The sequence below is a fragment of the Caballeronia sp. LZ029 genome (assembly GCF_031451275.1).
Lineage (GTDB): Bacteria > Pseudomonadota > Gammaproteobacteria > Burkholderiales > Burkholderiaceae > Caballeronia > Caballeronia jiangsuensis.
This window is the reverse complement of sequence record NZ_JARUXO010000001.1, coordinates 1020345-1039369: the sequence shown is the minus strand read 5'-3', so window position 1 is coordinate 1039369 and position 19025 is coordinate 1020345. Positions and strand designations below refer to the sequence as shown.

Here is a 19025-nt window from a genome sequence, read left to right as displayed (position 1 = left end):
AACCGAGACTAGCCTCGACACCGACGTCGTCGAGTCCGCTAGTTATGCTCACGGCCCGCACGTCCGCGCCTGCAACACAGGCACGGCTACCCTAAGTATGTACTCCGCTAATTCATCAATACGTGCCCGGACCTCGTGCGAATGGCAATCGACATGACGCAACTGTCGAAAATCGGTCCACTGATGCCTGAGAAGCGCTTCTAAGTTCGACCCGAACACGGTGTCTTCAGCGGAAATTTGACCCACACTGACGTAAAGAATCGGAAAGATCAGGTCGTCACAACCCAATTCAAGCATGCGGTGCCGAAATGACTGAAACTCCGCGAGGCAATTCTTACTTTTCAAGTAGCGCGGGGTGATGATTGGAATGAAGAATAGAGCTTGGCCAATCGATCGCTCGATCGAAGCAGCCCAATCCGACCCTGTCGGCATGGACTGAATGTCCTGCCAGATCACGATATCCGCACCGTGCTGTAAAGCAAGCGCCTTGCCCATCAAGCATCGGAGGAGACTTAAATGGCCGTCACTGTGTACGTCGTCGCAGCGGGAATAACTCCAGAAACCCACGAGGATAGGCATGTGCGATCTCCGATAAGGAAGCGGGCGTTCGCTTTCTATAACCGACCAGTACCGAGAACCTCACAACACTGCGAAGGCCCTTGGCAGAGCGTTTTTCATCTTAGTTCTCAATCGTCGGCCCGGCGGCTCGAGAATCGACAGCGGAAGATCTGCCATTCGTTCCGGACCACATATGCACTATAGAGGAGGTCTGATCGCTTTGAAGATGCGCAACACAGGTCGTGGTCCTCGGAAACCCGGAGTCTGGCCGACGAGGGCCCGACGACGACTCTCCCGAGTCGTTATCGTCCGCGCAAAATGTTCAGTCATGGCAGTGAGACCTCACGGCACCCTGCCCTCCGATTCGGGGAGAGATGGTTCACTTACCAGGTTGGTTCCGTCGTTTAGCCCGCTGTGTAGAATGCGCAAGAGCAATGCGAGGAAACAAGCCATGAACGAACTGAAAGTGTTTGTGAGCGTCGGCGGAACTGCGACGGACCAACAGGAGAGTTTCGTCCGCGCAGTTGAGAATCGGCTGCGAGCGGAGGGCCTTATTCCCTGTACCGTCGGACGGAACACCTTCAGTTCGGATTCGCCATTAAAAACAGTAGTGGAACTCATGAACAACTGCTCGGGGACGGTTGTTATTGCACTCGAACGAAAATATTTTTCGAACGGAATCGAGAAGCGCGGTGGCCCCTCAGAAGTTCCAATCACAAACGTGGCACTTCCGACGCCATGGAATCAGATCGAAGCGGCGATGGCCTACAGTAGGGGGCATCCATTACTTGTTATTGTTGAGCAAGGTATATCCACTGAAGGATTACTGGAGCCTGGCTTCGACTGGTACGTTCAAGTGGTCGAATTGAAAACCGAAGCGCTTACCACGATACAGTTCAACAGTGTTCTTGCGAGTTGGAAGGGAAAGCTGTCCACCGCCGACGCAAAACCTATGGCAAAAGCTAACCCATCGGAGATGACAGTCAGCGAACTCATTGGCAACACAAAACCATCCCAGTTATACAGTTTCGTTGCAGCGATTTTCGCACTTGTTGCAGGGGCGTTTGCTCTCGGTGCGAAGCTTCACGGGGGCTAAGCCCCGGACTGAATTTCTGCCCGCTGCTCCTCAAATTGAGGATTCCGACCTGTTCTTCCGCCGGAGCGCACCTGCGAAAGACTTTCCAAGCCCGGTCGCGGCAGGGAAAAGATGCCCGGTCGTACCTATGGTCAGCGCGGTGCCTGCCTTAAAAAGCTGCGCACTAGGACGGCGACTTGCCCGCGTGACCGTTTCACTTCCTCAAGAGATGTTCCACCTGCGAAGTTCGGACGGCCGAAGTGGGTCGGCAACGGCCTCCGCGCTACTTGTGACGTTGGAATTAGCACCGGAAAATTCAGAGTTAAGCGAACCAAAACCATTGCGGTTCCCTCGCTGTTTTCAAGGGCGAAGGCAATCCCAAACTGTCTCGCTCATTTTTGACCTTCCATGCAACCCGTAGTTGACCAGCCGTCGAGCATGGGCCATTGATACCATAGTCATCACCTTTCCTGTTCATCGTTACGACCGTGAGGGGCGTGTAAGCTCCCGTTTTTTCGAACAGGCATCCGCGTGCACGACGCCCCGAAGTCGCTTTATGCTTTGTGTGGGACTGTCCAGCGGCGGGCCGAAGGCGCGCGCCAGGCCTTCTGACGCCGCTGCTGTGTCAACGAATACATTGGGGCCGTCGCCAGAGGGGCCAAGCAGGTGCGGCGCAAGATATTCAGGGCCTGCCGCCAGAACGTACGATGAGTAAGGACACGCTCGCGGCGCTGTAAGACGAGCGCGGTGTGTGAAAGAGCGTGACAGTGTCGAGCAATTCGCCGCTGTAACTCACGGCGTGACGGATGCCCTCGCGGAAGAGGGCATCTGCGTGATTACTTCGATGCGGCGGTCATCGGCGTTCCGATGTAATGCGAGTCTTGCAGGGCCTTCTCGCCTTCCTCGGCCGTTTCCAGCGAGGGGATGATGCGTCCTACGAGCAGACCGAAGCCAATACGCGTCCTCACGTATTTCGTCTCGCCTGCATCGAGCGTGAACGTGACGGTCTTTTCGGTCTCCGTTGCCGTTGACACGACGTACGTGCCAGCAGGTTCGTCGACATAAAAGAAGCCGCCCGGTTTGGACTCGCCCACTACCGTGCCGTTCAGACGGATGTCCGGCTGTACAGCGGAGCCGACCATCGAATTGGAGCGATAGAAGTAAATCCGCCCTTGCGATTCCTTCATTGTCGGAATCGACGAGGCGAGATCCTTGTATTGCGGACCACTGGCGCACCCCGACGCTACGAGTGCCACGAAAGAACCGGTCAGCAATGCACGAAACAACTTAGCCATTTATTTTCTCGATTTGTATGGATTGAGGTGGTTCTAATGCGGAAAAATTGGACTCGCCGGGCAAGTAGAAACCCACCAGCCGATCTCCGTCGATAACGAGATACGCTTCATGCACCTGACGGCCTTCAATGGTGAATTCAGAACCGACTGGCCGATAGACTGAACCTTGCGGCAGTACCCCGATGGATCGCCAGGTCGAACCTTCCCGCAGCTTGCGCGAGTATCCGGTGGCGAGCCGCAGGACCACCGGCCTGACGATGCGAACCATCTGTCGCGGCGTGTTCTGCGCCGTCAATTGCGATGTCTGAACCTGAATTGCCGGTGCGCACGCGCAGAGCGCCCATGCGGCGGCCGACGCGACTCCGAGCCCTCGGATGTTGAGCAAGATGGACCTCTGGAGGTATTTTTCCAGACCCTCTTGTCGGCATTTCGACAGAAAACTTTAGAGAATTGTTTTACTTGTGTCGGTTATTGATCGTTCATTGTGCCTGTTGATATGCCGCGGCGCCCCACTCCGACTGCGATCCCAATAGCGGTCCGCATACGTCCTCTCATTTTGTCCGATTGAATCGACGCAGGTGCCACGTGCGCTGTGCGGGCTTCTGCGCTGTTACAAATTTCTCACACCCGCATAAACATTTGTTTTGACGTTTTCTAAACCAATGTTTATGATGCCTCTCATGCGCTGAACGAACAGCGCACCGGCGAAAACCGGGAGCCCTGATCTCAGGGCACTGGATCAAACAGTGTCTTGTACTCAGGGCTTCCTGTCCGGCAATTGGACAGGAGACTCGTGTGAGCACGCTTGCAAAAGATCTGATTGAACTGATTCGTCTCGCCCAAGGCGCGCAGGCGCGCTGACCGAACACCTCCTGCGCGAAGTCGCACTCAACATCATCGCTCCGGGCGTCGCTGACGCGCGGCTTGGCGGGTAAGGACGAACGGGAATGAATCGAGCACTCAACGACAACGCCCTACTCCGCGACATCACGCGATTGGAGGACGTCGAGAAGCTGTACAAGGCGATCGGCGTTGCCGGTCTGTATGGAATCGCAATCGGCGCAGTGTGGTTCCTGTGCGTTGCCTTCAAGGCCGGGGTGTTGGTGTGAAGCTCTGGCAAATCTGGTGCATCACGTTTCTGGTCGCGGGCGCTTACCTCGCGATCTGCGCGGAGCTCGATTACCGCGCCGCTCGAATCGAACGCTGCGCTGTGATCCACTGCGCCTGAATTGATCCCGTAAAGGCTCACTCATGAACGCCTATCAGATAGTAGTCCTTTTCTTCATCGTCACGATGATCGCAGCAATAGCGTTCGTGCGCGGCGCAGATGCACGGGCCACGCGACTGATCAGCGAGATTGAGCAGAAGAAAAAGCGTATCCGCTGGCCGGCGGCGCACTGAATTCCAACCAACCGCGCGCCGGCGCGTAACCCGGCCGTCTGACTTGATGACGTTGCGCGCCGCCTGACCGTGATGGGCCACCCGATAAGGGCGACAGGTTTGCAGCGTCATCAACTCAGATTCGAACAAGAACGAGGACAGCCATGGGCTATGTGACGATGGACCACGCGAAGTGGGCTGAAGACGACATCCGCGCGGCGAAGAAGCGCGAGCAGAAGGATCACCCGCTGAAGCGCCGGCGCGACGTCACGAAGGGATACCGCGCGGCGCCGGACACCCTCTCGCCGTTCCAGCGCAACGTTTTCAACATTCTCGGCATGGTCGGCAACGGCATCTACAACGCGCCGATCGCTTGGGATGCGATTCGCTGGAAAGGTTGGGGACACGGTATCGCCATTCCTTGGAAGAACGATCTGGCGACGTGGGACTTCAATGGGCTGACGAACCTCGTCTTCCTTAGCCACGAAGCGCGCATCCGCGTTGAGATCCGCCCGAACGGGTTCCACGGCCTGCTGCTGTGCTTCTGGCCGCGTGTGGCAAAAGGCAGCATGTGCGAGCGTCATCCGAACCTTGCCGAAGCCGTCGCGGCCTTCCGTGACTATCTCGGTGAGAACCATTCGATCGTCTATCGCGAGACTCGAGACGAAGCAGCGAAGGAGGCGGCGTGAGTACTGCATCGTCGAGAAAACTAATCCAACGCGAGCCCGTCTGCGGTGCGCGCTTTCAAGGGTCGGTCCGCTCTCTTGCGAAGTCGCTGCTCCTCCAATCTCAACCGGTTGAGGATTACTTCGGCTTTGCCAAGGTGGAATCTCGGGTCGACCTCCTGAGCCAGGAGTTTCGACATGCGCCTCTTATACAAGTAGATCGCTCGCTGCAGCACGATGATCTCTCGTGCGATCGACGCATACGGCGGTTCATGAAGAGGTATCCGATCGAGCGCAACAATTCCTCCGTCGGCCAGAGCCTGGAAGCCGCGAATTGCCTCTCGGTATTCCCTGTCAGCCGAAATGTGATCCTTGACCGCCTTCTGCGTGCGTCCGCACGCCAAGACAAGACTGTGCGCGATTGCGATGACTCCATCGAGTCGCTCAACGCGATCATTCTTTCGCACGACTTCTTCTCGTTCGACTGCGTGACGCATTTGCAGGCGCGTTATGACTACCGAGCCCACGATCGCCGCGACGGCGCCGAGCGCTTGAGCCCAGCCAGCCGCAGAAGAGCTATCCGTCGGCGGAAAGCAATAGAACCAGCCCAGGATCGCCCCGGCGGCGAGGCCCGAAAGAAAGGAAACCCAAGAGCCGGTGCGATTCATCGGATCAGTCCATATGTCGAAAGGCGAGGAATCCTAGCATGAGCGAAAACACCCTGTGGATGCTCCACATCCAAGGCCCGGACGACATCGTCGCGGCACCGTCGAAAGAGGAAGCCGACAAGGTCGCCGCAGCGTTCAACGCGTACTGGGGCGCGTATCTCGCAAAGCAGCGTGCGCAGTCCATCGCGGAAGGCAAGAACCCGGACCACTGGCCGACCGTCACCGCCGTTGTCGCTGAATGGGACAGCACGCCGAAGCAGCACGCGTCGAACCTGAAGCGCTACTGGCCGGACTATGCCGAGTATCTGGAGTCCGCAGTGGAAACCGGAGAGAAAGCGTGAAAGAGCGCTCTATCGTCTCTCGGTCAGCCGCCGATTCTCGCGGCACGACGTCGAGCATCAGATGCACCGCCGTTGAACGCTTCGTCTTCAGATTCGAAACGAAGGCCGCTGTCGTATCGCTTTTCGCTCACGCCCCTACCGCTGTGATCCGTCTCCACGATCGTGTAGGTGAAGCCACCGCCTCGCAACGGCTGCACAGCAACCTGAAATTCGAGATCACCAGCCCTGATCGGATCGCGTGACATAGCAGGCTCCGGATGTAGGAGCAAATCGTATCACGCTCGATAACCACAACGACTCACGAGAATAAGCATGAAACGCGACTTGATGTCTTTGCCACTCGATCTCGGCAGCGAATTGATCGTCGACAACTTCGCTGGTGGCGGCGGTGCGAGCACGGGACTTGAGCGGGCGTTCGGCCGGCCGGTCGATGTTGCGATCAACCACGATCCCGAAGCGCTCGCGATGCACGCGGCGAATCATCCTCATACCGCGCACTACTGCGAGAGCGTGTTCGACGTCGATCCGGATGAGATCACGGGCAATCAGCCGGTCGCGCTCGTCTGGCTGTCGCCTGACTGCAAACATCACTCGAAGGCGAAGGGCGGCAAGCCGGTCGACAAGAAAATCCGCGGGCTGGCATGGATCGCACTGCGCTGGGCGGCAAAGGTCAAGCCTCGCGTGATCATGCTGGAGAACGTCGAAGAGTTTCAGCACTGGGGCCCGCTCAACCCCGAAGGCAAGCCTGACCCGAAGCAAAAGGGCCGCACGTTCCGCTCGTTCGTGAACGCGCTCGAGCGGCACGGATATAGCGTCGAGTATCGCGAGCTGCGTGCGTGTGACTACGGCGCGCCGACGATCCGAAAGCGTCTGTTCCTCGTCGCGCGCCGCGACCATCTGCCGATCGTCTGGCCCAAGCCGACACACGGCGCGCCCAGCAGCGTCGGCGTCACGTCGGGCAAGCTGCAGCCGTGGCGCACCGCCGCGGAATGCATCGACTGGTCAATCCCGTGCCTGTCGATCTTCGAGCGCGATCGCCCGCTGAAAGACGCGACGCTGCGGCGCATCGCGCGCGGCATCATGAAGTTCGTCGTGAACAGCGCCGATCCGTTCATCGTCAAGTTCTCGCAGAACAGCACCGGCCAGACGCTCGACGAGCCGTTCCACACCGTCATGGCCGGCGCGCCGCGCTTCGGCGTCGTCGTGCCGACGCTGGTGCAGACGGGATATGGCGAGCGGCCGGGCCAAGCGCCACGCGTGCCCGGTCTAGACAAGCCTCTCGGCACGATCGTCGCGGGCGGCGCAAAGCACGCGGTCGTCGCGGCATTCCTCGCCAAGCACTACGGCGGCGTCACCGGGATTCCCCTCGATGTGCCCACCGGCACCGTCACGACGACTGATCATCACGCCCTCGTGACCTCGAACCTCGTGAAGCTTCGCGGCGACAACGTCGGGCAGCCGACAGACGAACCGCTGCGCACGATCAGCGCGGGCGGCCTGCATCAGGCCGAGGTGCGCGCCTTCCTCGTGAAGTACTACGGGAGCGAGAAGGACGGCGTCGACCTGCGCGAGCCGCTGCACACGGTGCCGACGCATGACCACTTCGGCTTGGTGACAATCTGCGGCGAAGACTACGCGATCGTCGACATCGGAATGCGGATGCTCACGCCGCGCGAGCTCGCGCGCGCGCAGGGCTTTCCCGACAGCTACCTGCTCGACCCGATGTTCAACGACAAGCCGCTGTCGAGAACCTCGCAGGTTCGGATGATCGGGAACAGCGTGTGTCCGGATCTCGCAACCGCGATAATCGTAGCCAACTTCGCGCACGAAAAGCAGATGACGGGAGTTGCAGCATGAACCAGCGAGAACTTCAGCTTCTGCTCGATGGCGCCTTCGACCCGATCGCCTACTGGTCGACGAGGCCCGTGAAGGTCTGGGTTGTCGAGATCAGCCGGCGCGTCGGCTACGAGACGAAGAAGCACACGATGTACGTCCGTTCGCGCACGCGAGACGGCGCCGAACAGTGTGCCCGCGAGAACACCTTCATCCGCGGCAACGTATCGGCACGCGCGCGCCTCGCGACGCCGCGCGATCTTGGCTGTGTCGCCGCCTAGTCGTCACCCATTATTTTTGAGGAAAGCATGACCCAAGAACTCATCCGCCAGTTGTTTCACACAGCCCGAAACGCTGATTCGCTGGAAGCGTTCGAGCGTGTTGCGTCAGAGATTCTCTCCGCGAGCATCGCCGCCGACTCAGCGGGGGCGAATGAGCACATGCAGTTTGAAGCCTGGCACGTTCAACACGTAAGTTGAAAGCCACGGCTCGATGCGCCGGCCGGTCTTTTCGAGGACGATAAGAAAGCATGCGCCGCTTGGCACGCCCGAGACGCCGAGATCGCCGCGCTGCGCGAGCGGATCGCGGGGATGGAGAAGGATGCGGAGCGGTATCGGTGGTTAGTAAAAGAGCATTTCCCGACCGCAGCCAAGCCGCCGGTTGCTCAGGTCGTATGGAAAGCATCCGGTGACCGATATAGCTGCGATTGGGTGAATATGATCGACGGCTGGGACCTTAATCGCGCAATCGACGACGCCATTGCCAAGGAGAATCCATGAGTCATCGTCCCCTGTACTGGCCGCACGGTTTTGGCGGGAAGCTGGTCACGCTCGCGATCATCGGCTTCGTCTTGTTCCTCGTCGGCTCGCTCGTGCTGGAACTGATTCAAGACCTGATCCACCGCTTCAAGGAATGGAGAAATCGGAAGTGAAGCGCCACCGCCTCCTGACCGCCACCGCGCAGCGCAGCGCAGCGCATCGAGCATCAGATCGTCGCCGCGATCTACTCGTTGCAGAGCATGAACGCGCGCACCGCGGCATTGCCGGAATACGCGCAGCAGAACATCGCCAGACGAATGACGCTCGACGCATATATCGAGATCCGAGGAAAAACGCGGCAAGACGCCGCCATTGGCGAGGAGAAGCAGGGATGCTGAATGACGAAGAGATCATGTCGGCAATCGTTGCCGCGTGCGACTTCGACCGTGCCGGCGTCGAGCGCTGGCGCACGGAGGCGCTAACTATCGGCCGCGCCGTCGTGAGTGCCGCGATCAAGGCATCCGACACCGCCCGCCTCGACTTCATGGTCCGCGCTGGCGCAGTCGTGCAGTGGTACGGCGAGACGTGCCAGCTTCACGGCAGCGCAGGCGTCATTTCTGGCAAGGGCGAGTTCTACGACTCGGCGCGCGAGGCGATCGACGCGGCTATGACACGGGAGAAGCAATGCGCAAACTGACCGCGTTTGATTGGGCGTGGCTCGCCGTTCCGGTTATCGCGGCGATCGCATACCTGATCGCGGAGATGCTCTGATCCGCCGCTCAGAGACCGACGATTTTCCAGAGATCCGGCAGATACAAGTTCGGATCGTGATCGGCGAGTAGCGCGACCGTCGCCTTGTAGTAGACGTCGCCGTGCTCGCTATCTAGATCGTCATAGTGGCCGAACTTGGCAGTGACGATCGCGACGGCAGCGGCGTCGATGGAGTCGATAAGGGCTTGGGCTTGATCTCTGTTCATGCCCGCGTTATCGGCAGCAATCGAAAGAACTTTAGACAGTGAAATGCAGCAGCAAATCGAAGAATTCATGCGCGTTAGCCCCGCGTATCGGGAGAGCCAGACATGGGAATCGCATCCGGAAAGCGAGTGACCGCCAAGGAAGCCGCCGAGATACTCGGCGTGCCGGCGCACCTGATCAGTCGGCTCGACGTAAAAGGCCAGTACATTCAACGCTTCAAGCTCACGCGCAAAACACACGTCTACGATCTGCAATCCCTCTACGTCTATCTCGAATCATGCCAATCGAAACCATTACAAAAAACGGCCGCAAGCGTTACCGATGGACATTCAACCGCATCATCAAGGGTGAACGTGTCCGTCAAACCAAGCTTCTCCCTGCTGGAATTTCTTCCGCAGAGGCGGACGGCCTAGCCAGGCGATGGGAAGCGGAGATATATGCGATCGCGAACGGCGAGCGGCGAGCGACGGTGACCATCGGCGACTGTGTGCGCAAGCACGTCGCAGATAAAAAGGATCGCTGGAAGGATGCGGTGAAACGAATTCGCATTCTTCAGAAGTGGAGCGCCGAGTATGCCGATCAGGATGCTCTTGATCTCCACGACTGGTCAATTCGCTTCGTCGGATATATGCGCGCCGCCAAGGATCACCGCGGCTTGCCGAAGCGTCCGCTGACAGATGCGTCTATCCGAAACACGCTCGCCTACCTGCGCGCAGCAATCAAATATGCCCACAAGGTCGGCATGCTGTCTGAGGATCAAACCGCGCGCATGGCCATGCCGTCGGTGAGCAATGAGCGCCACCACTACCCGCAGCGCCGCGAGATGCTGCTGATCGCGCGGGCATGCAAGCATCGCGAAGTGCGCGCCGGAATCCGCATTGCATTCTATTCAGGCATGCGCAAGTCGGAGATCCTGCGTGCCATGGTGACCAAGAAGGGCTTCGTGCTGACGGACACGAAAAACGGGAAGCCGCGCATTGTGCCGATCCACCCGCGCATCGCCGTGCTCGCGCGCCGCACGCGCTTCACGGTCAATGCGAACGTGTTCGGGAATCACTTCGAGGGAGCGCGCGTCGCAGCTGGTTTACCGACGACGCACTTCCACGACTTGCGCCACGCGGCCGCGTCGGAGATGATCAACGCGGGCGTCGACCTCTTCACCGTCGGCGGTGTGCTCGGGCATCTATCGATCGTTTCGACGAAGCGCTACAGCCATCTCGTTACCGAGAAACTGACGACGGCGATTGAGAAGATAGGAGGCAGATAGGGGTGTGCATTTTTCTGCCAATCTATCGTCAATCACTGTTTTTATATACAGCATCTCATCGCCCGCCGCCCCTTGTATTTCCGTGAGAGCCTTGCTTTATCACTGTTGGTATATACAGTGAGTTAGGACTTAAAATCCGCCGCCTAACGGCTTGCCGGTTCGAGTCCGGTCCCCGGCACCAGGCACGCGATTCGCACTCCCCTCAATCGTTTAGCGGCATCCCGCCAACCAGCGCCACGCCGTTGGCTACCTGCCTCCCGACCGCATCCGCGACTTCCTGGATGCTGCGATAGCCCGTCGGCATCCAGTGCAGCCACGTGTCCTCCTGAACGTCGAAGCTGGCGTCACCGACCGTCACCGTTCCCGACACCCACTCCGCACCATCGAGGAAATTGAAGGCGATACGCGCCGCGTCGGACTTCGATCGAACGCTGGTGATGCGGATCCTGACCGGGACCCCGTTCGGATCGATTCGAAGTCCGAGATGAGCGGCGCGCATCGCGAATGCGGACATCATCGCGCTGCGAACCCATGGCGTGAGAAGAACACCGTTACTGTCGATCGTCGGGGACTGGATGCCATCGACGATTCGCTGCCTCGTCTGGACACTGCCCGCGCTGGAAGATGGGATATCCGGTACTGTCGTCAGGCATCCGGAAAGAAACAAGGACAACGCAACTGCGCTTGCAAGGGATTTCAGAGCCATTCGTGGTTCAAGTTTTCGGTAAAGGATAGGGTCACCGCAATAACGACCCGCCTTCCGAAATCTTGAGCCCCCTCACACCGCATTCAACAACCGCTCCGCGTCCCTTACCGCATCGAACAGCGCCTCGATCGCCGTATCGCGATCAAGCAGGCACACATGCTCGATATCGAACGGCAACGCATCCACACCTATGAACCGCACCGTTCCGCCGAAGCAGTCGCGCGTCTTGCCGCCGCGCACCGACGCGATGTAGTTCGGGGTGATGTAGAGCGCAACGGGCGTCATGGCAACCTCGGCAATGGTCCGGTCGATGAACCAGAGTCTAGCGATGCCCACCGTCGCGCTGCACCCGCCTGACGCGGGGAACGCTTCCCCTCTTTCGCGGCCCTCGCCGCTACACCGCGTGCCCCAGCACCCGCGCGACGTAATGCCGTCCCCACGCCTCGCCGTGCGCGATCGCCTCGGCGACAGTCTCGAAAGGACCGTGATCGCCCGTCATTTCGCCCGAGTCGTCGGCGAGGGTCGAACCGTGCACAGGTTTGCGGTCGAGCCGCGTCACGCGCACGCGAATCGCGTAACCCTCGGACGGAGCCGCCTCCTCGTCGCCGTCGGCTTCGATCGGCCTGGATACGGCCTGCATGGCGAGCAGGTAATCGCCTACTTCGATGTCCTTCTGCATGGCGGTGGTCTCCATCGGTGCGCAACGCGCGGTCGAATGACAGAGCCGATTGTGCTACCGCATCGCGCGAGAAAACAAGCGCCCGGCCAAACCCTCGCGGGGCGCGCATGATATAAAGTTTCGCCCCGTCCTCTTTCCGCTCCGAGCCCTTCGCGGCATCGGGCACCGACAGAATTCATCGATGAACCATCGCACCCGCCATCTGCCGCTCGTTTTGCTCGCGATTCCGCTCGCTTTTCTCGCGGGCTGCACGTCCTATTACAAGAACGTCGAAGCCTGCAAGGACAAGGTGCGCGCGGATTATCCCGACCCCGCGAGCGCGCCGCTGAAAATCACGGGCTCCGGCGCGAGTTATCATGGCTCGCGGGTGGTCGTGCACGGCACGATCCAGAATCCGCCGAAGCCGCCGGCCACCAAGGCGGCGCCGGTGCCCGCGGCCGCCGAATGCACGTTCAGCGAAACGTCGATGACCGGCTTCCAGTGGCTCGTTCCCGCGAAGCTCGCGCCGAAGCCGCCCGTCGCCGCATCCGACGATTGAGCCTCTAAACCGCTCGCGACGAGGAGATTCACGCGCATGCTGCTCGCCCAGATCAGCGATCTGCACATCACGGCGCGAGGCACGCTCGCCTACGGCCGCGTCGATACCGCCGCTTTCCTCGCCCGCGCGATCGGCGTGCTCAACGCGCTCGATCCCCGCCCCGACGCCGTGCTCGTCACGGGCGATCTCGTCGATGCGGGCGGCATCGACGAATACCGGCATCTGCGCACGCTCCTCGATACGCTCGCGATGCCGTGGCACGTGATCGTCGGCAATCACGACGACCGCGCGAACCTGCGTACGGTATTCGGCGACCGCCCCGAGCTCGCGGGCCACGACGGCTTCGTGCAATACGCATTCGATGTCGGCGATGTCCGCGTGCTCGCGCTCGACACGCTCGATCCCGGCTCGGGCGGCGGGCGTCTGTGCGCCGCGCGCCTCGCCTGGCTCGAAGCGCAGCTCGACGCCTGCCGCGACCGGCCCGTCGTCATCGGCATGCATCATCCGCCGATCGCGTGCGGCATCGGCTTCATGGACGAAATCCGCCTCGCGCCGGACGACAGCCGCGCGCTCGATGTGCTCGTGCGCCGCCATCCGAACGTCGAGCGCATCGTGTGCGGTCATGTGCATCGGGCCATCGGCGCGCGGTTCGGCGGCACGCTCGTCTGGTGCGCGCCGTCGACCGCGCATCAGGTGGCGCTGCAACTGAAACCCGACGGCCCCGAGGCGTTCGTCATGGAGCCGCCCGCGTTCGGGCTGCATCTGTGGCGCGCCGATCTCGGACTCGTCACGCATTGCATGAGCGTCGATCAGGGCGGCGGCCCGCAGCCTTTCTGACGGCGCGCTGCGGCGCTCGCGCGTCTTCAGTATGATCGGCGGCTGATCTTCACTGGCTTCGGTTCATGCCCAATTCGCCGCAATCGAATCCTCCGGCGCGCCATCCGCACTATTCGCGCGCCACGCTGTGGCTGCTCGCGACTATCGCGGGCGTCTCGGTCGCGAACATCTATTTCAACCAGCCGCTGCTCGGCGATTTCCGCGCGAGCTTTCCCGGCGACGCCCATTTGATCGGCGCGGTGCCCGCCTCGACGCAACTCGGCTACGCGCTCGGCATGCTCGTGCTCGCGCCGCTCGGCGACCGCTTCGACCGGCGTCTTTTGATCCTGCTGCAACTCGCGGCGCTCGGCGTATCGCTCGTGGCCGCGGCAAGCGCGCCGACGCTCGCCGTTCTGATCGCGGCGAGTCTCGCGATCGGCATCGTATCGACGATCGCGCAGCAAGCCGTGCCCTTCTCCGCCGAGCTCGCGCCCGCCGCCGAACGCGGCCACGCCGTCGGCACGGTGATGAGCGGGCTGCTGCTCGGCATCCTGCTCGCGCGCACCGTGTCGGGCTTCGTCGCGCAGTACTTCGGCTGGCGCGCCGTGTTCGGCGCCTCCGTGCTGGCGACGATCGCGCTGGCGGTCGTCGTGATCGCACGGCTGCCGAAGAGCCGGCCGACCTCGACGCTCACCTACGGCAAACTGCTCGGCTCGATGTGGCATCTCGCGGTCGAAAACCGCGCGCTGCGCGAGGCGTCGTTCACCGGCGGCGCGCTCTTCGCCGCGTTCAGCATCTTCTGGTCGGTGCTCACGCTGCTGCTCGCGGGCGAGCCGTTTCATATGGGTCCGCAGGCGGCGGGTCTTTTCGGCATCGTCGGCGCGGCGGGCGCGCTCGCAGCGCCGCTCGCGGGCAAATCAGCCGACAAGCGCGGCCCGCGCGCCGTCATCTCGCTGTGCATCGGGCTCGTGGCGCTGTCGTTCGTGGTGTTCGCGTTCTCGGCGACGAGCATCGCGGGGCTCGTCGTCGGCGTGATCGTGCTCGATGTCGGCGTGCAGGCCGCGCAGATTTCGAACCAGTCGCGCATTTACGCGCTCAAGCCCGAGGCGCGCAGCCGCGTGAACACGGTCTATATGGTCGCTTATTTCATCGGCGGGGCGCTGGGATCAGGGGTCGCGTCGCTGGCGTGGCAGGCGATGGGCTGGACGGGCGTGTGTCTCGCCGGTCTCGCGGCGACAGGTCTCGCGGGCTTCAGCCACTGGCGCGGGCGCGATAAGCGATAGCGGCTTCAGGTGCGCCCGCGTGCGTAATCGCACAACGCGTCAAGCACACGATCGAATTCGAGCGACTTGTCGAAGAAGTGACGCACGCCGTATTGCAGGCAACGCTCACGATACGTCGGCAGCGCGTGATTCGTGAGCACCGCGACGAACGCGCCCGGCGAGCGCGCCGCGCCGCATTCCTCGAGCCACGCGAGCACGTCGATGCCCGAGCCGCGCTTCAGTTGCAGATCGACGATCACCGCGTCGAACGCCTGCGCCGACAGCAACGCGATCGCATCGTCCGGCGCATCGGCGAACGCGCTCACGCGCCACGGCCCGAGCGCATCGATCGCCTCGGTCAGGCTGCGGCGGATCAGCGGCGAGTCCTCGATCAACAGCACCGCGAGCGGCGTGCGCCGCGCGCCCGGCTGCCCGCTTCGGTCGTCAGTGGTGATGTGATTGCCCACGTCGGGCGCCCTCCGGCAGTGCTCGCGGATTTCAAACCATGCGCCGCTATTCGATCAGGCCATTCTTGATCGCGTAATACGTGAGATCGGCGTTATTGGAAAGCCGCATTTTTTCGAGCACGCGCGCGCGATACGTGCTCACCGTCTTCACCGAAAGATGCAGTTCCTGCGCGATTTCCGTCGGAATCCGTCCGCCCGCGAGCTTGCAGAAGATCTGGAACTCGCGCTCCGACAGCAGTTCGTGAGGCCGTTCGGCGGCGGGCTTGTCGAGCTTATCGGCGAGCGCATCCGCGATGAACTCGGACAGATACCGATGCCCGCGCGCCACGGTGCGGATCGCGCGCACGATCTCCTCGGGCGCGGCGTCCTTGTTCAGATAGCCGTTCGCACCCGCCTTCAGCAGGTTGATCGCGTACTGACTCTCCGGAAAACCCGAGAGCATCAGCACGCCCTGCTCCGGACGGATCTGCTTGATCACGCGCAAGGTGTCGACGCCGTTCTTGTCCGGCATCGCGATATCGAGCAGCACGACATCGAACGCCTGCGCGCGCACGAGCGCGATGGCTTCGTCGCCAGTTGCGGCCTCGCCCGCGACTTCCATGTCGGGCTCGTCCACGACGAACTGCCTGAATCCGCTGCGCACGATCGCGTGGTCGTCGGCTATCAAGACTCGAATCATTCGCGTCGTCCGCGCTGCCGGACGCTCTTGTAGTAGTTGATCGGTCATTTCATGCATGCGGCCCGATACGCCCGCAGCGTATCGGAGCCGCGTCGCCCTTAGCCGTTACGGCCTTCCAGCAGATCCGCCATATCGTCGGCGTGTTCTTCCTCGACGGCCAGAATGTCCTCAAAGATGCGGCGCGTCGTGACGTCCTTGTCGCCGAGATATCGGATGATCTCGCGGTACGTATCGATCGCGATGCGCTCGGCGATCAGATTCTCGCGGATCATGTCGATCAGATCCTTGCCTTCGTTGTACTCGGAATGCGAGCGCGACGAGAGGCCGTCGGGCGCGAAATTCGGCGCGCCGCCCAGTTGCACGATGCGCTCGGCGAGCGTATCGGCGTGCTCCTGTTCCTCGTTTGCGTGCTCCAGGAACTCCTGCGCGACGGCTTCCGAGTGAATGCCCTTCGCCATGAAGTAATGACGCTTGTAGCGCAGCGTGCAGACGATTTCGGTGGCGAGCGAGTCGTTGAGCAGCTTCAGGACCGTCTCGCGGTCGGCGCCGTAGCCCTCGGTCACTGCGCCTTCGTCCATGTGCTGACGCGCATCGGCGCGAATTTTTTCGACATCGAGAACAAAAGCGCCCGAGGACTGATTCGACTCGGCTTTTACAGCAGACGATTTGGACATTTGGTTCGCTCCTCTGTACGGGATGAGATGACTGTTCGCTGGAGCAGGTTCTTGCAGATGCGGCGTGCATAGAACCCTGCTATCCAATCAGAGGTTCCGATGCATGTGTCATGCCTGCCCCTCGAAAAAGCCGCGCGACGGTCGTAAGTCCCGCGCGCGGCTTGATGGCTCATGGCTCTCGCCGTGATGCGGGCGTCATGTACGGAACACGCCAAGCAGCAAGGTGACCACGAACACGACCAGAAAAATGAAGAAAAGAATCTTCGCGATTTCCGCCGCGCCGGCCGCGATGCCCGTGAAGCCGAACACGGCGGCGATGATGGCGATGACGAAGAAGACAGCGGCGTAGTGAAGCATGTGAGCTCCTTCCTAAGTGGTTGAGAACGGTCCGGCGAGTCGACGCAAGCGCCGCTAATCGACGGCTTTTTTCGTGACGACGAAGCCCAGCACCAGGAACACGACGCACAGGATCAGGAAGAGCACGAACAGGAACTTGGCGATGGCCGCGGCGCCCGCAGCGACGCCCGTAAAGCCCAGCACCCCGGCGATCACGGCCACGATCGCGAAAAACAAGGCCCACTTCAGCATGATCGTTCCCCGTAAAGAATGAATGACGGAACCATGCTAGCGATGCCCGCCGCGCGGCGCATTCGGGCAGGCTCCTTTTTTGCTGTGGGAATCCACCGACACTCGCTTTCAAACCGGCTGCCGAAGTGAAACGCCGAACCACCGACACCATGAGCCACGTACCGCGAGCCGCGATCCTGCCCGACGACCCGCCCCTCTTCGCAGCCGACGAGCCCGCCATGCCGAAAGCGTCCACGCCGCCCGCGCCGGCCGGCATCGCGCGCCGCGCGGCGCGGTTCAACGACTGGATGCGCCGCTATAGCTGGGCGGTCGCGATGACGGTCGCGATCGTCATCACCGTGGGCGGGTTGATCATTCTGGAATCGGGACGGATGCGCATCGCGTCGGAATATGAAACCGCGCTCGAAGCGAAGGGCGCGACCGCGCAGCTTTCGACGCTCGCCGCCGATCTCGCCACGCTCACCGCCGACGAGCGCGGCTACGCGCTGAAGGCGGATGGCGCGTTTCCGGCGCACTTCAGGGAGACGGCGGAGCGCGTGCGGCGCACGCTGGCGTGGCTCGATGCGTACTACCGCCGTATCGGCGACGACACCGCGCTCGCGAGCTTCGCGCAGATCCGCGCCGCCGCCGACGATGAAATCGCGCAAGGCACGGTGCGCTTCGCCGACCCGCCCGCCGACCCAGCCGCACGCGACCGCATCCTCGCGCCGCCGCCCGACACGAGCGCGACGCTCGACGCGGCGCTCTCGCTCCTGCGACTGAACGAGGAACAACGCGCGCAGCATGCGCTCGACGCGAGCCGCGCGGATCAGCGTATCTCGACGCTCTGTGTCGGCGCACTGTGCGCGCTCAATATCGTGTTGTTCATCCTGCTCTTTCGCAATCTGGGCATCCAGCTCGACAAGCAGGCGCGCGTGCAGAAGGCGCTCATCACGCAACAGGAAGAGCTCGATCAACTCGTGTTCGCGCGCACGCGCCAGCTCGAAGCGCTCGCCTGGCACTTGCAATCGGTCAGCGAAAACGAAAAGACGGAGCTTGCGCGCGAACTGCACGACGAGCTCGGCTCGATCCTGACCGCGAGCAAGATGGATGTCGCGTGGGTGCGCGGCAAGCTCAAGAACACGGAACCCGCGATGGCCGAAAAACTCGCGCGCGCGCTCGGCAATCTGGATCAGGGCATCGCATTGAAGCGACGCATCATCGAGGACATGCGGCCGACCGTGCTCGCGAGCTTCGGCCTCGTGACCGCGCTGCGCTCGCTTGCCGACGAAGCCGCGCAACGCAACGGCTGGAGCGTCGAGTTCGATCTGCCGGGCGACGACGTGAAGCTCGGCGAGGCGATCGAAATCGCGCTCTTTCGCGTCGCGCAGGAGACGCTGACCAACGCGGCGAAGTACGCGCACGCGAGCCGCATCCGCGTGACGCTCGACGTCGATGAAGAGAACGTGTCGCTCTCGATCATCGATGACGGCATCGGCATCCGGCCGCAGGATCTCAAGCGCACGCAGACGCATGGGCTCGTCGGCATGCGCCAGCGCGTCTCGGCGCGCGGCGGGCGCTTCGAGATCGAACGCGCGTCGCCACATGGCACGTCGATCAGCGTGTCGATGCCGCGTGAGCGCAGCGTGGATGCACCCGTCGTCGCGCCTTCCGCGTAGGACGATGCCGACATCGAATGCAGACGCCGCCGACAGCAAAATCGCAGCCGTGCCTACAGCCTGAGACCGACCGATTTTTTTATGATTGTTCACACCGGTATGCGGGGCGTCGAAGAGGTCCGTCACCAGACAATGATGCGCGA

General features: G+C 61.6%; 31 protein-coding genes. 17 read left to right on the top strand and 14 right to left on the bottom strand.

What is annotated here, in order from left to right; translation table 11 throughout:
- Positions 1-48: 48 nt before the first annotated feature.
- Entirely contained in the window at positions 49-579 is a 531-nt protein-coding gene (locus tag QCE73_RS04870) for a toll/interleukin-1 receptor domain-containing protein (protein ID WP_309880010.1), read from the bottom strand.
- A 430-nt stretch (positions 580-1009) separates the two neighbouring features.
- On the opposite strand from QCE73_RS04870, the gene QCE73_RS04865 reads away from it, so the two are divergent.
- Positions 1010-1654, top strand: a complete 645-nt coding sequence (locus QCE73_RS04865) for a hypothetical protein (RefSeq protein WP_309880008.1) — start codon at positions 1010-1012, stop codon at positions 1652-1654.
- Between the two features lie 815 nt (positions 1655-2469).
- Here the strand turns inward: QCE73_RS04865 and QCE73_RS04860 are convergent.
- Both QCE73_RS04860 and QCE73_RS04855 read right to left on the bottom strand, forming a co-directional pair.
- A complete protein-coding gene (locus QCE73_RS04860; protein WP_309880007.1) occupies positions 2470-2928 on the bottom strand; it encodes a DUF2846 domain-containing protein in 459 nt (152 codons plus the stop codon).
- The gene (locus QCE73_RS04855) at positions 2921-3313 is read right to left on the bottom strand and encodes a hypothetical protein (protein WP_309880006.1); all 393 of its coding nucleotides are present in this window, start codon (positions 3311-3313) and stop codon (positions 2921-2923) included. The genes QCE73_RS04860 and QCE73_RS04855 overlap by 8 nt, the downstream gene beginning before the upstream one ends.
- 562 nt (positions 3314-3875) lie before the next feature.
- On the opposite strand from QCE73_RS04855, the gene QCE73_RS04850 reads away from it, so the two are divergent.
- From QCE73_RS04850 to QCE73_RS04840, 3 genes are all read left to right on the top strand, one after another.
- On the top strand, positions 3876-4037 hold the full coding sequence (locus QCE73_RS04850) for a hypothetical protein (protein ID WP_309880004.1): 162 nt from the start codon (positions 3876-3878) through the stop codon (positions 4035-4037).
- Between the two features lie 142 nt (positions 4038-4179).
- Entirely contained in the window at positions 4180-4329 is a 150-nt protein-coding gene (locus tag QCE73_RS04845) for a hypothetical protein (protein ID WP_309880002.1), read from the top strand.
- 143 nt (positions 4330-4472) lie between these two features.
- Positions 4473-4997 (top strand): hypothetical protein, encoded by a 525-nt coding sequence (locus tag QCE73_RS04840; RefSeq protein WP_309880001.1) that lies wholly within the window; start codon positions 4473-4475, stop codon positions 4995-4997.
- 20 nt (positions 4998-5017) lie between these two features.
- On the opposite strand, the gene QCE73_RS04835 is transcribed toward QCE73_RS04840, so the two are convergent.
- A complete protein-coding gene (locus QCE73_RS04835) occupies positions 5018-5641 on the bottom strand; it encodes a hypothetical protein (RefSeq protein ID WP_309880000.1) in 624 nt (207 codons plus the stop codon).
- A 38-nt stretch (positions 5642-5679) separates the two neighbouring features.
- Here QCE73_RS04835 and QCE73_RS04830 point away from each other — a divergent pair, with 38 nt between their 5' ends.
- Positions 5680-5982, top strand: a complete 303-nt coding sequence (locus QCE73_RS04830) for a hypothetical protein (RefSeq protein WP_309879999.1) — start codon at positions 5680-5682, stop codon at positions 5980-5982.
- Between the two features lie 23 nt (positions 5983-6005).
- On the opposite strand, the gene QCE73_RS04825 is transcribed toward QCE73_RS04830, so the two are convergent.
- Positions 6006-6227, bottom strand: coding sequence for a hypothetical protein (locus tag QCE73_RS04825; RefSeq protein WP_309879998.1), 222 nt, complete (start codon positions 6225-6227; stop codon positions 6006-6008).
- Positions 6228-6294: 67 nt separating this feature from the next.
- Here QCE73_RS04825 and QCE73_RS04820 point away from each other — a divergent pair, with 67 nt between their 5' ends.
- The 7 genes from QCE73_RS04820 (at position 6295) to QCE73_RS04790 (ending at position 9270) form a co-directional block, all read left to right on the top strand.
- Entirely contained in the window at positions 6295-7839 is a 1545-nt protein-coding gene (locus tag QCE73_RS04820) for a DNA cytosine methyltransferase (RefSeq protein ID WP_309879997.1), read from the top strand.
- Positions 7836-8096, top strand: coding sequence for a hypothetical protein (locus tag QCE73_RS04815; protein WP_309879996.1), 261 nt, complete (start codon positions 7836-7838; stop codon positions 8094-8096). The genes QCE73_RS04820 and QCE73_RS04815 overlap by 4 nt, the downstream gene beginning before the upstream one ends.
- Before the next feature lie 27 nt (positions 8097-8123).
- Positions 8124-8294 (top strand): hypothetical protein, encoded by a 171-nt coding sequence (locus QCE73_RS04810; protein ID WP_309879995.1) that lies wholly within the window; start codon positions 8124-8126, stop codon positions 8292-8294.
- A gap of 111 nt (positions 8295-8405) precedes the next feature.
- Positions 8406-8594: a hypothetical protein gene (locus QCE73_RS04805; RefSeq protein ID WP_309879994.1), complete on the top strand. Its 189-nt coding sequence runs from the start codon at positions 8406-8408 to the stop codon at positions 8592-8594.
- A complete protein-coding gene (locus tag QCE73_RS04800) occupies positions 8591-8746 on the top strand; it encodes a hypothetical protein (protein ID WP_309879993.1) in 156 nt (51 codons plus the stop codon). Before QCE73_RS04805 ends, QCE73_RS04800 begins: the two co-directional genes overlap by 4 nt.
- 87 nt (positions 8747-8833) lie before the next feature.
- Positions 8834-8971: a hypothetical protein gene (locus QCE73_RS04795; RefSeq protein WP_309879992.1), complete on the top strand. Its 138-nt coding sequence runs from the start codon at positions 8834-8836 to the stop codon at positions 8969-8971.
- On the top strand, positions 8965-9270 hold the full coding sequence (locus QCE73_RS04790; protein ID WP_309879990.1) for a hypothetical protein: 306 nt from the start codon (positions 8965-8967) through the stop codon (positions 9268-9270). The genes QCE73_RS04795 and QCE73_RS04790 overlap by 7 nt, the downstream gene beginning before the upstream one ends.
- 82 nt (positions 9271-9352) lie before the next feature.
- Here QCE73_RS04790 and QCE73_RS04785 read toward each other — a convergent pair whose 3' ends face one another.
- Entirely contained in the window at positions 9353-9802 is a 450-nt protein-coding gene (locus QCE73_RS04785; protein ID WP_309879989.1) for a hypothetical protein, read from the bottom strand.
- A 23-nt stretch (positions 9803-9825) separates the two neighbouring features.
- Here QCE73_RS04785 and QCE73_RS04780 point away from each other — a divergent pair, with 23 nt between their 5' ends.
- Positions 9826-10815, top strand: a complete 990-nt coding sequence (locus QCE73_RS04780; RefSeq protein ID WP_309879988.1) for a site-specific integrase — start codon at positions 9826-9828, stop codon at positions 10813-10815.
- 202 nt (positions 10816-11017) lie between these two features.
- Here QCE73_RS04780 and QCE73_RS04775 read toward each other — a convergent pair whose 3' ends face one another.
- From QCE73_RS04775 to QCE73_RS04765, 3 genes are all read right to left on the bottom strand, one after another.
- Positions 11018-11521 carry a hypothetical protein gene (locus tag QCE73_RS04775; RefSeq protein WP_035506417.1) on the bottom strand — a complete coding sequence of 168 codons (504 nt, stop codon included), beginning with the start codon at positions 11519-11521 and terminating at the stop codon, positions 11018-11020.
- Positions 11522-11593: 72 nt separating this feature from the next.
- Complete coding sequence (locus QCE73_RS04770; protein ID WP_035506415.1) at positions 11594-11806, bottom strand: hypothetical protein; 213 nt, start codon at positions 11804-11806, stop codon at positions 11594-11596.
- Positions 11807-11915: 109 nt separating this feature from the next.
- Positions 11916-12200, bottom strand: coding sequence for a hypothetical protein (locus tag QCE73_RS04765; protein ID WP_035506565.1), 285 nt, complete (start codon positions 12198-12200; stop codon positions 11916-11918).
- Between the two features lie 181 nt (positions 12201-12381).
- On the opposite strand from QCE73_RS04765, the gene QCE73_RS04760 reads away from it, so the two are divergent.
- The 3 genes from QCE73_RS04760 (at position 12382) to QCE73_RS04750 (ending at position 14837) form a co-directional block, all read left to right on the top strand.
- Positions 12382-12738, top strand: coding sequence for a hypothetical protein (locus QCE73_RS04760; protein WP_309879987.1), 357 nt, complete (start codon positions 12382-12384; stop codon positions 12736-12738).
- Between the two features lie 36 nt (positions 12739-12774).
- Positions 12775-13575 (top strand): phosphodiesterase, encoded by an 801-nt coding sequence (locus QCE73_RS04755; protein ID WP_309879986.1) that lies wholly within the window; start codon positions 12775-12777, stop codon positions 13573-13575.
- Between the two features lie 65 nt (positions 13576-13640).
- A complete protein-coding gene (locus QCE73_RS04750) occupies positions 13641-14837 on the top strand; it encodes an MFS transporter (protein ID WP_309879985.1) in 1197 nt (398 codons plus the stop codon).
- A 5-nt stretch (positions 14838-14842) separates the two neighbouring features.
- On the opposite strand, the gene QCE73_RS04745 is transcribed toward QCE73_RS04750, so the two are convergent.
- The 5 genes from QCE73_RS04745 to QCE73_RS04725 all read right to left on the bottom strand — a co-directional run bounded on the left by QCE73_RS04745 (position 14843) and on the right by QCE73_RS04725 (position 17224).
- Positions 14843-15283 carry a response regulator gene (locus QCE73_RS04745; protein WP_051627092.1) on the bottom strand — a complete coding sequence of 147 codons (441 nt, stop codon included), beginning with the start codon at positions 15281-15283 and terminating at the stop codon, positions 14843-14845.
- A gap of 46 nt (positions 15284-15329) precedes the next feature.
- Positions 15330-15962: a response regulator transcription factor gene (locus QCE73_RS04740; RefSeq protein ID WP_035506405.1), complete on the bottom strand. Its 633-nt coding sequence runs from the start codon at positions 15960-15962 to the stop codon at positions 15330-15332.
- 98 nt (positions 15963-16060) lie between these two features.
- Positions 16061-16636, bottom strand: coding sequence for a bacterioferritin (locus tag QCE73_RS04735; protein WP_035506403.1), 576 nt, complete (start codon positions 16634-16636; stop codon positions 16061-16063).
- Positions 16637-16831: 195 nt separating this feature from the next.
- Positions 16832-16993 carry a DUF1328 family protein gene (locus QCE73_RS04730; protein ID WP_016344888.1) on the bottom strand — a complete coding sequence of 54 codons (162 nt, stop codon included), beginning with the start codon at positions 16991-16993 and terminating at the stop codon, positions 16832-16834.
- Positions 16994-17047: 54 nt separating this feature from the next.
- Positions 17048-17224, bottom strand: a complete 177-nt coding sequence (locus tag QCE73_RS04725) for a DUF1328 domain-containing protein (protein WP_309879982.1) — start codon at positions 17222-17224, stop codon at positions 17048-17050.
- Between the two features lie 218 nt (positions 17225-17442).
- Between QCE73_RS04725 and QCE73_RS04720 the strand changes: the two genes are divergently transcribed.
- Entirely contained in the window at positions 17443-18882 is a 1440-nt protein-coding gene (locus QCE73_RS04720) for a sensor histidine kinase (protein WP_309879981.1), read from the top strand.
- Positions 18883-19025 lie beyond the last annotated feature (143 nt).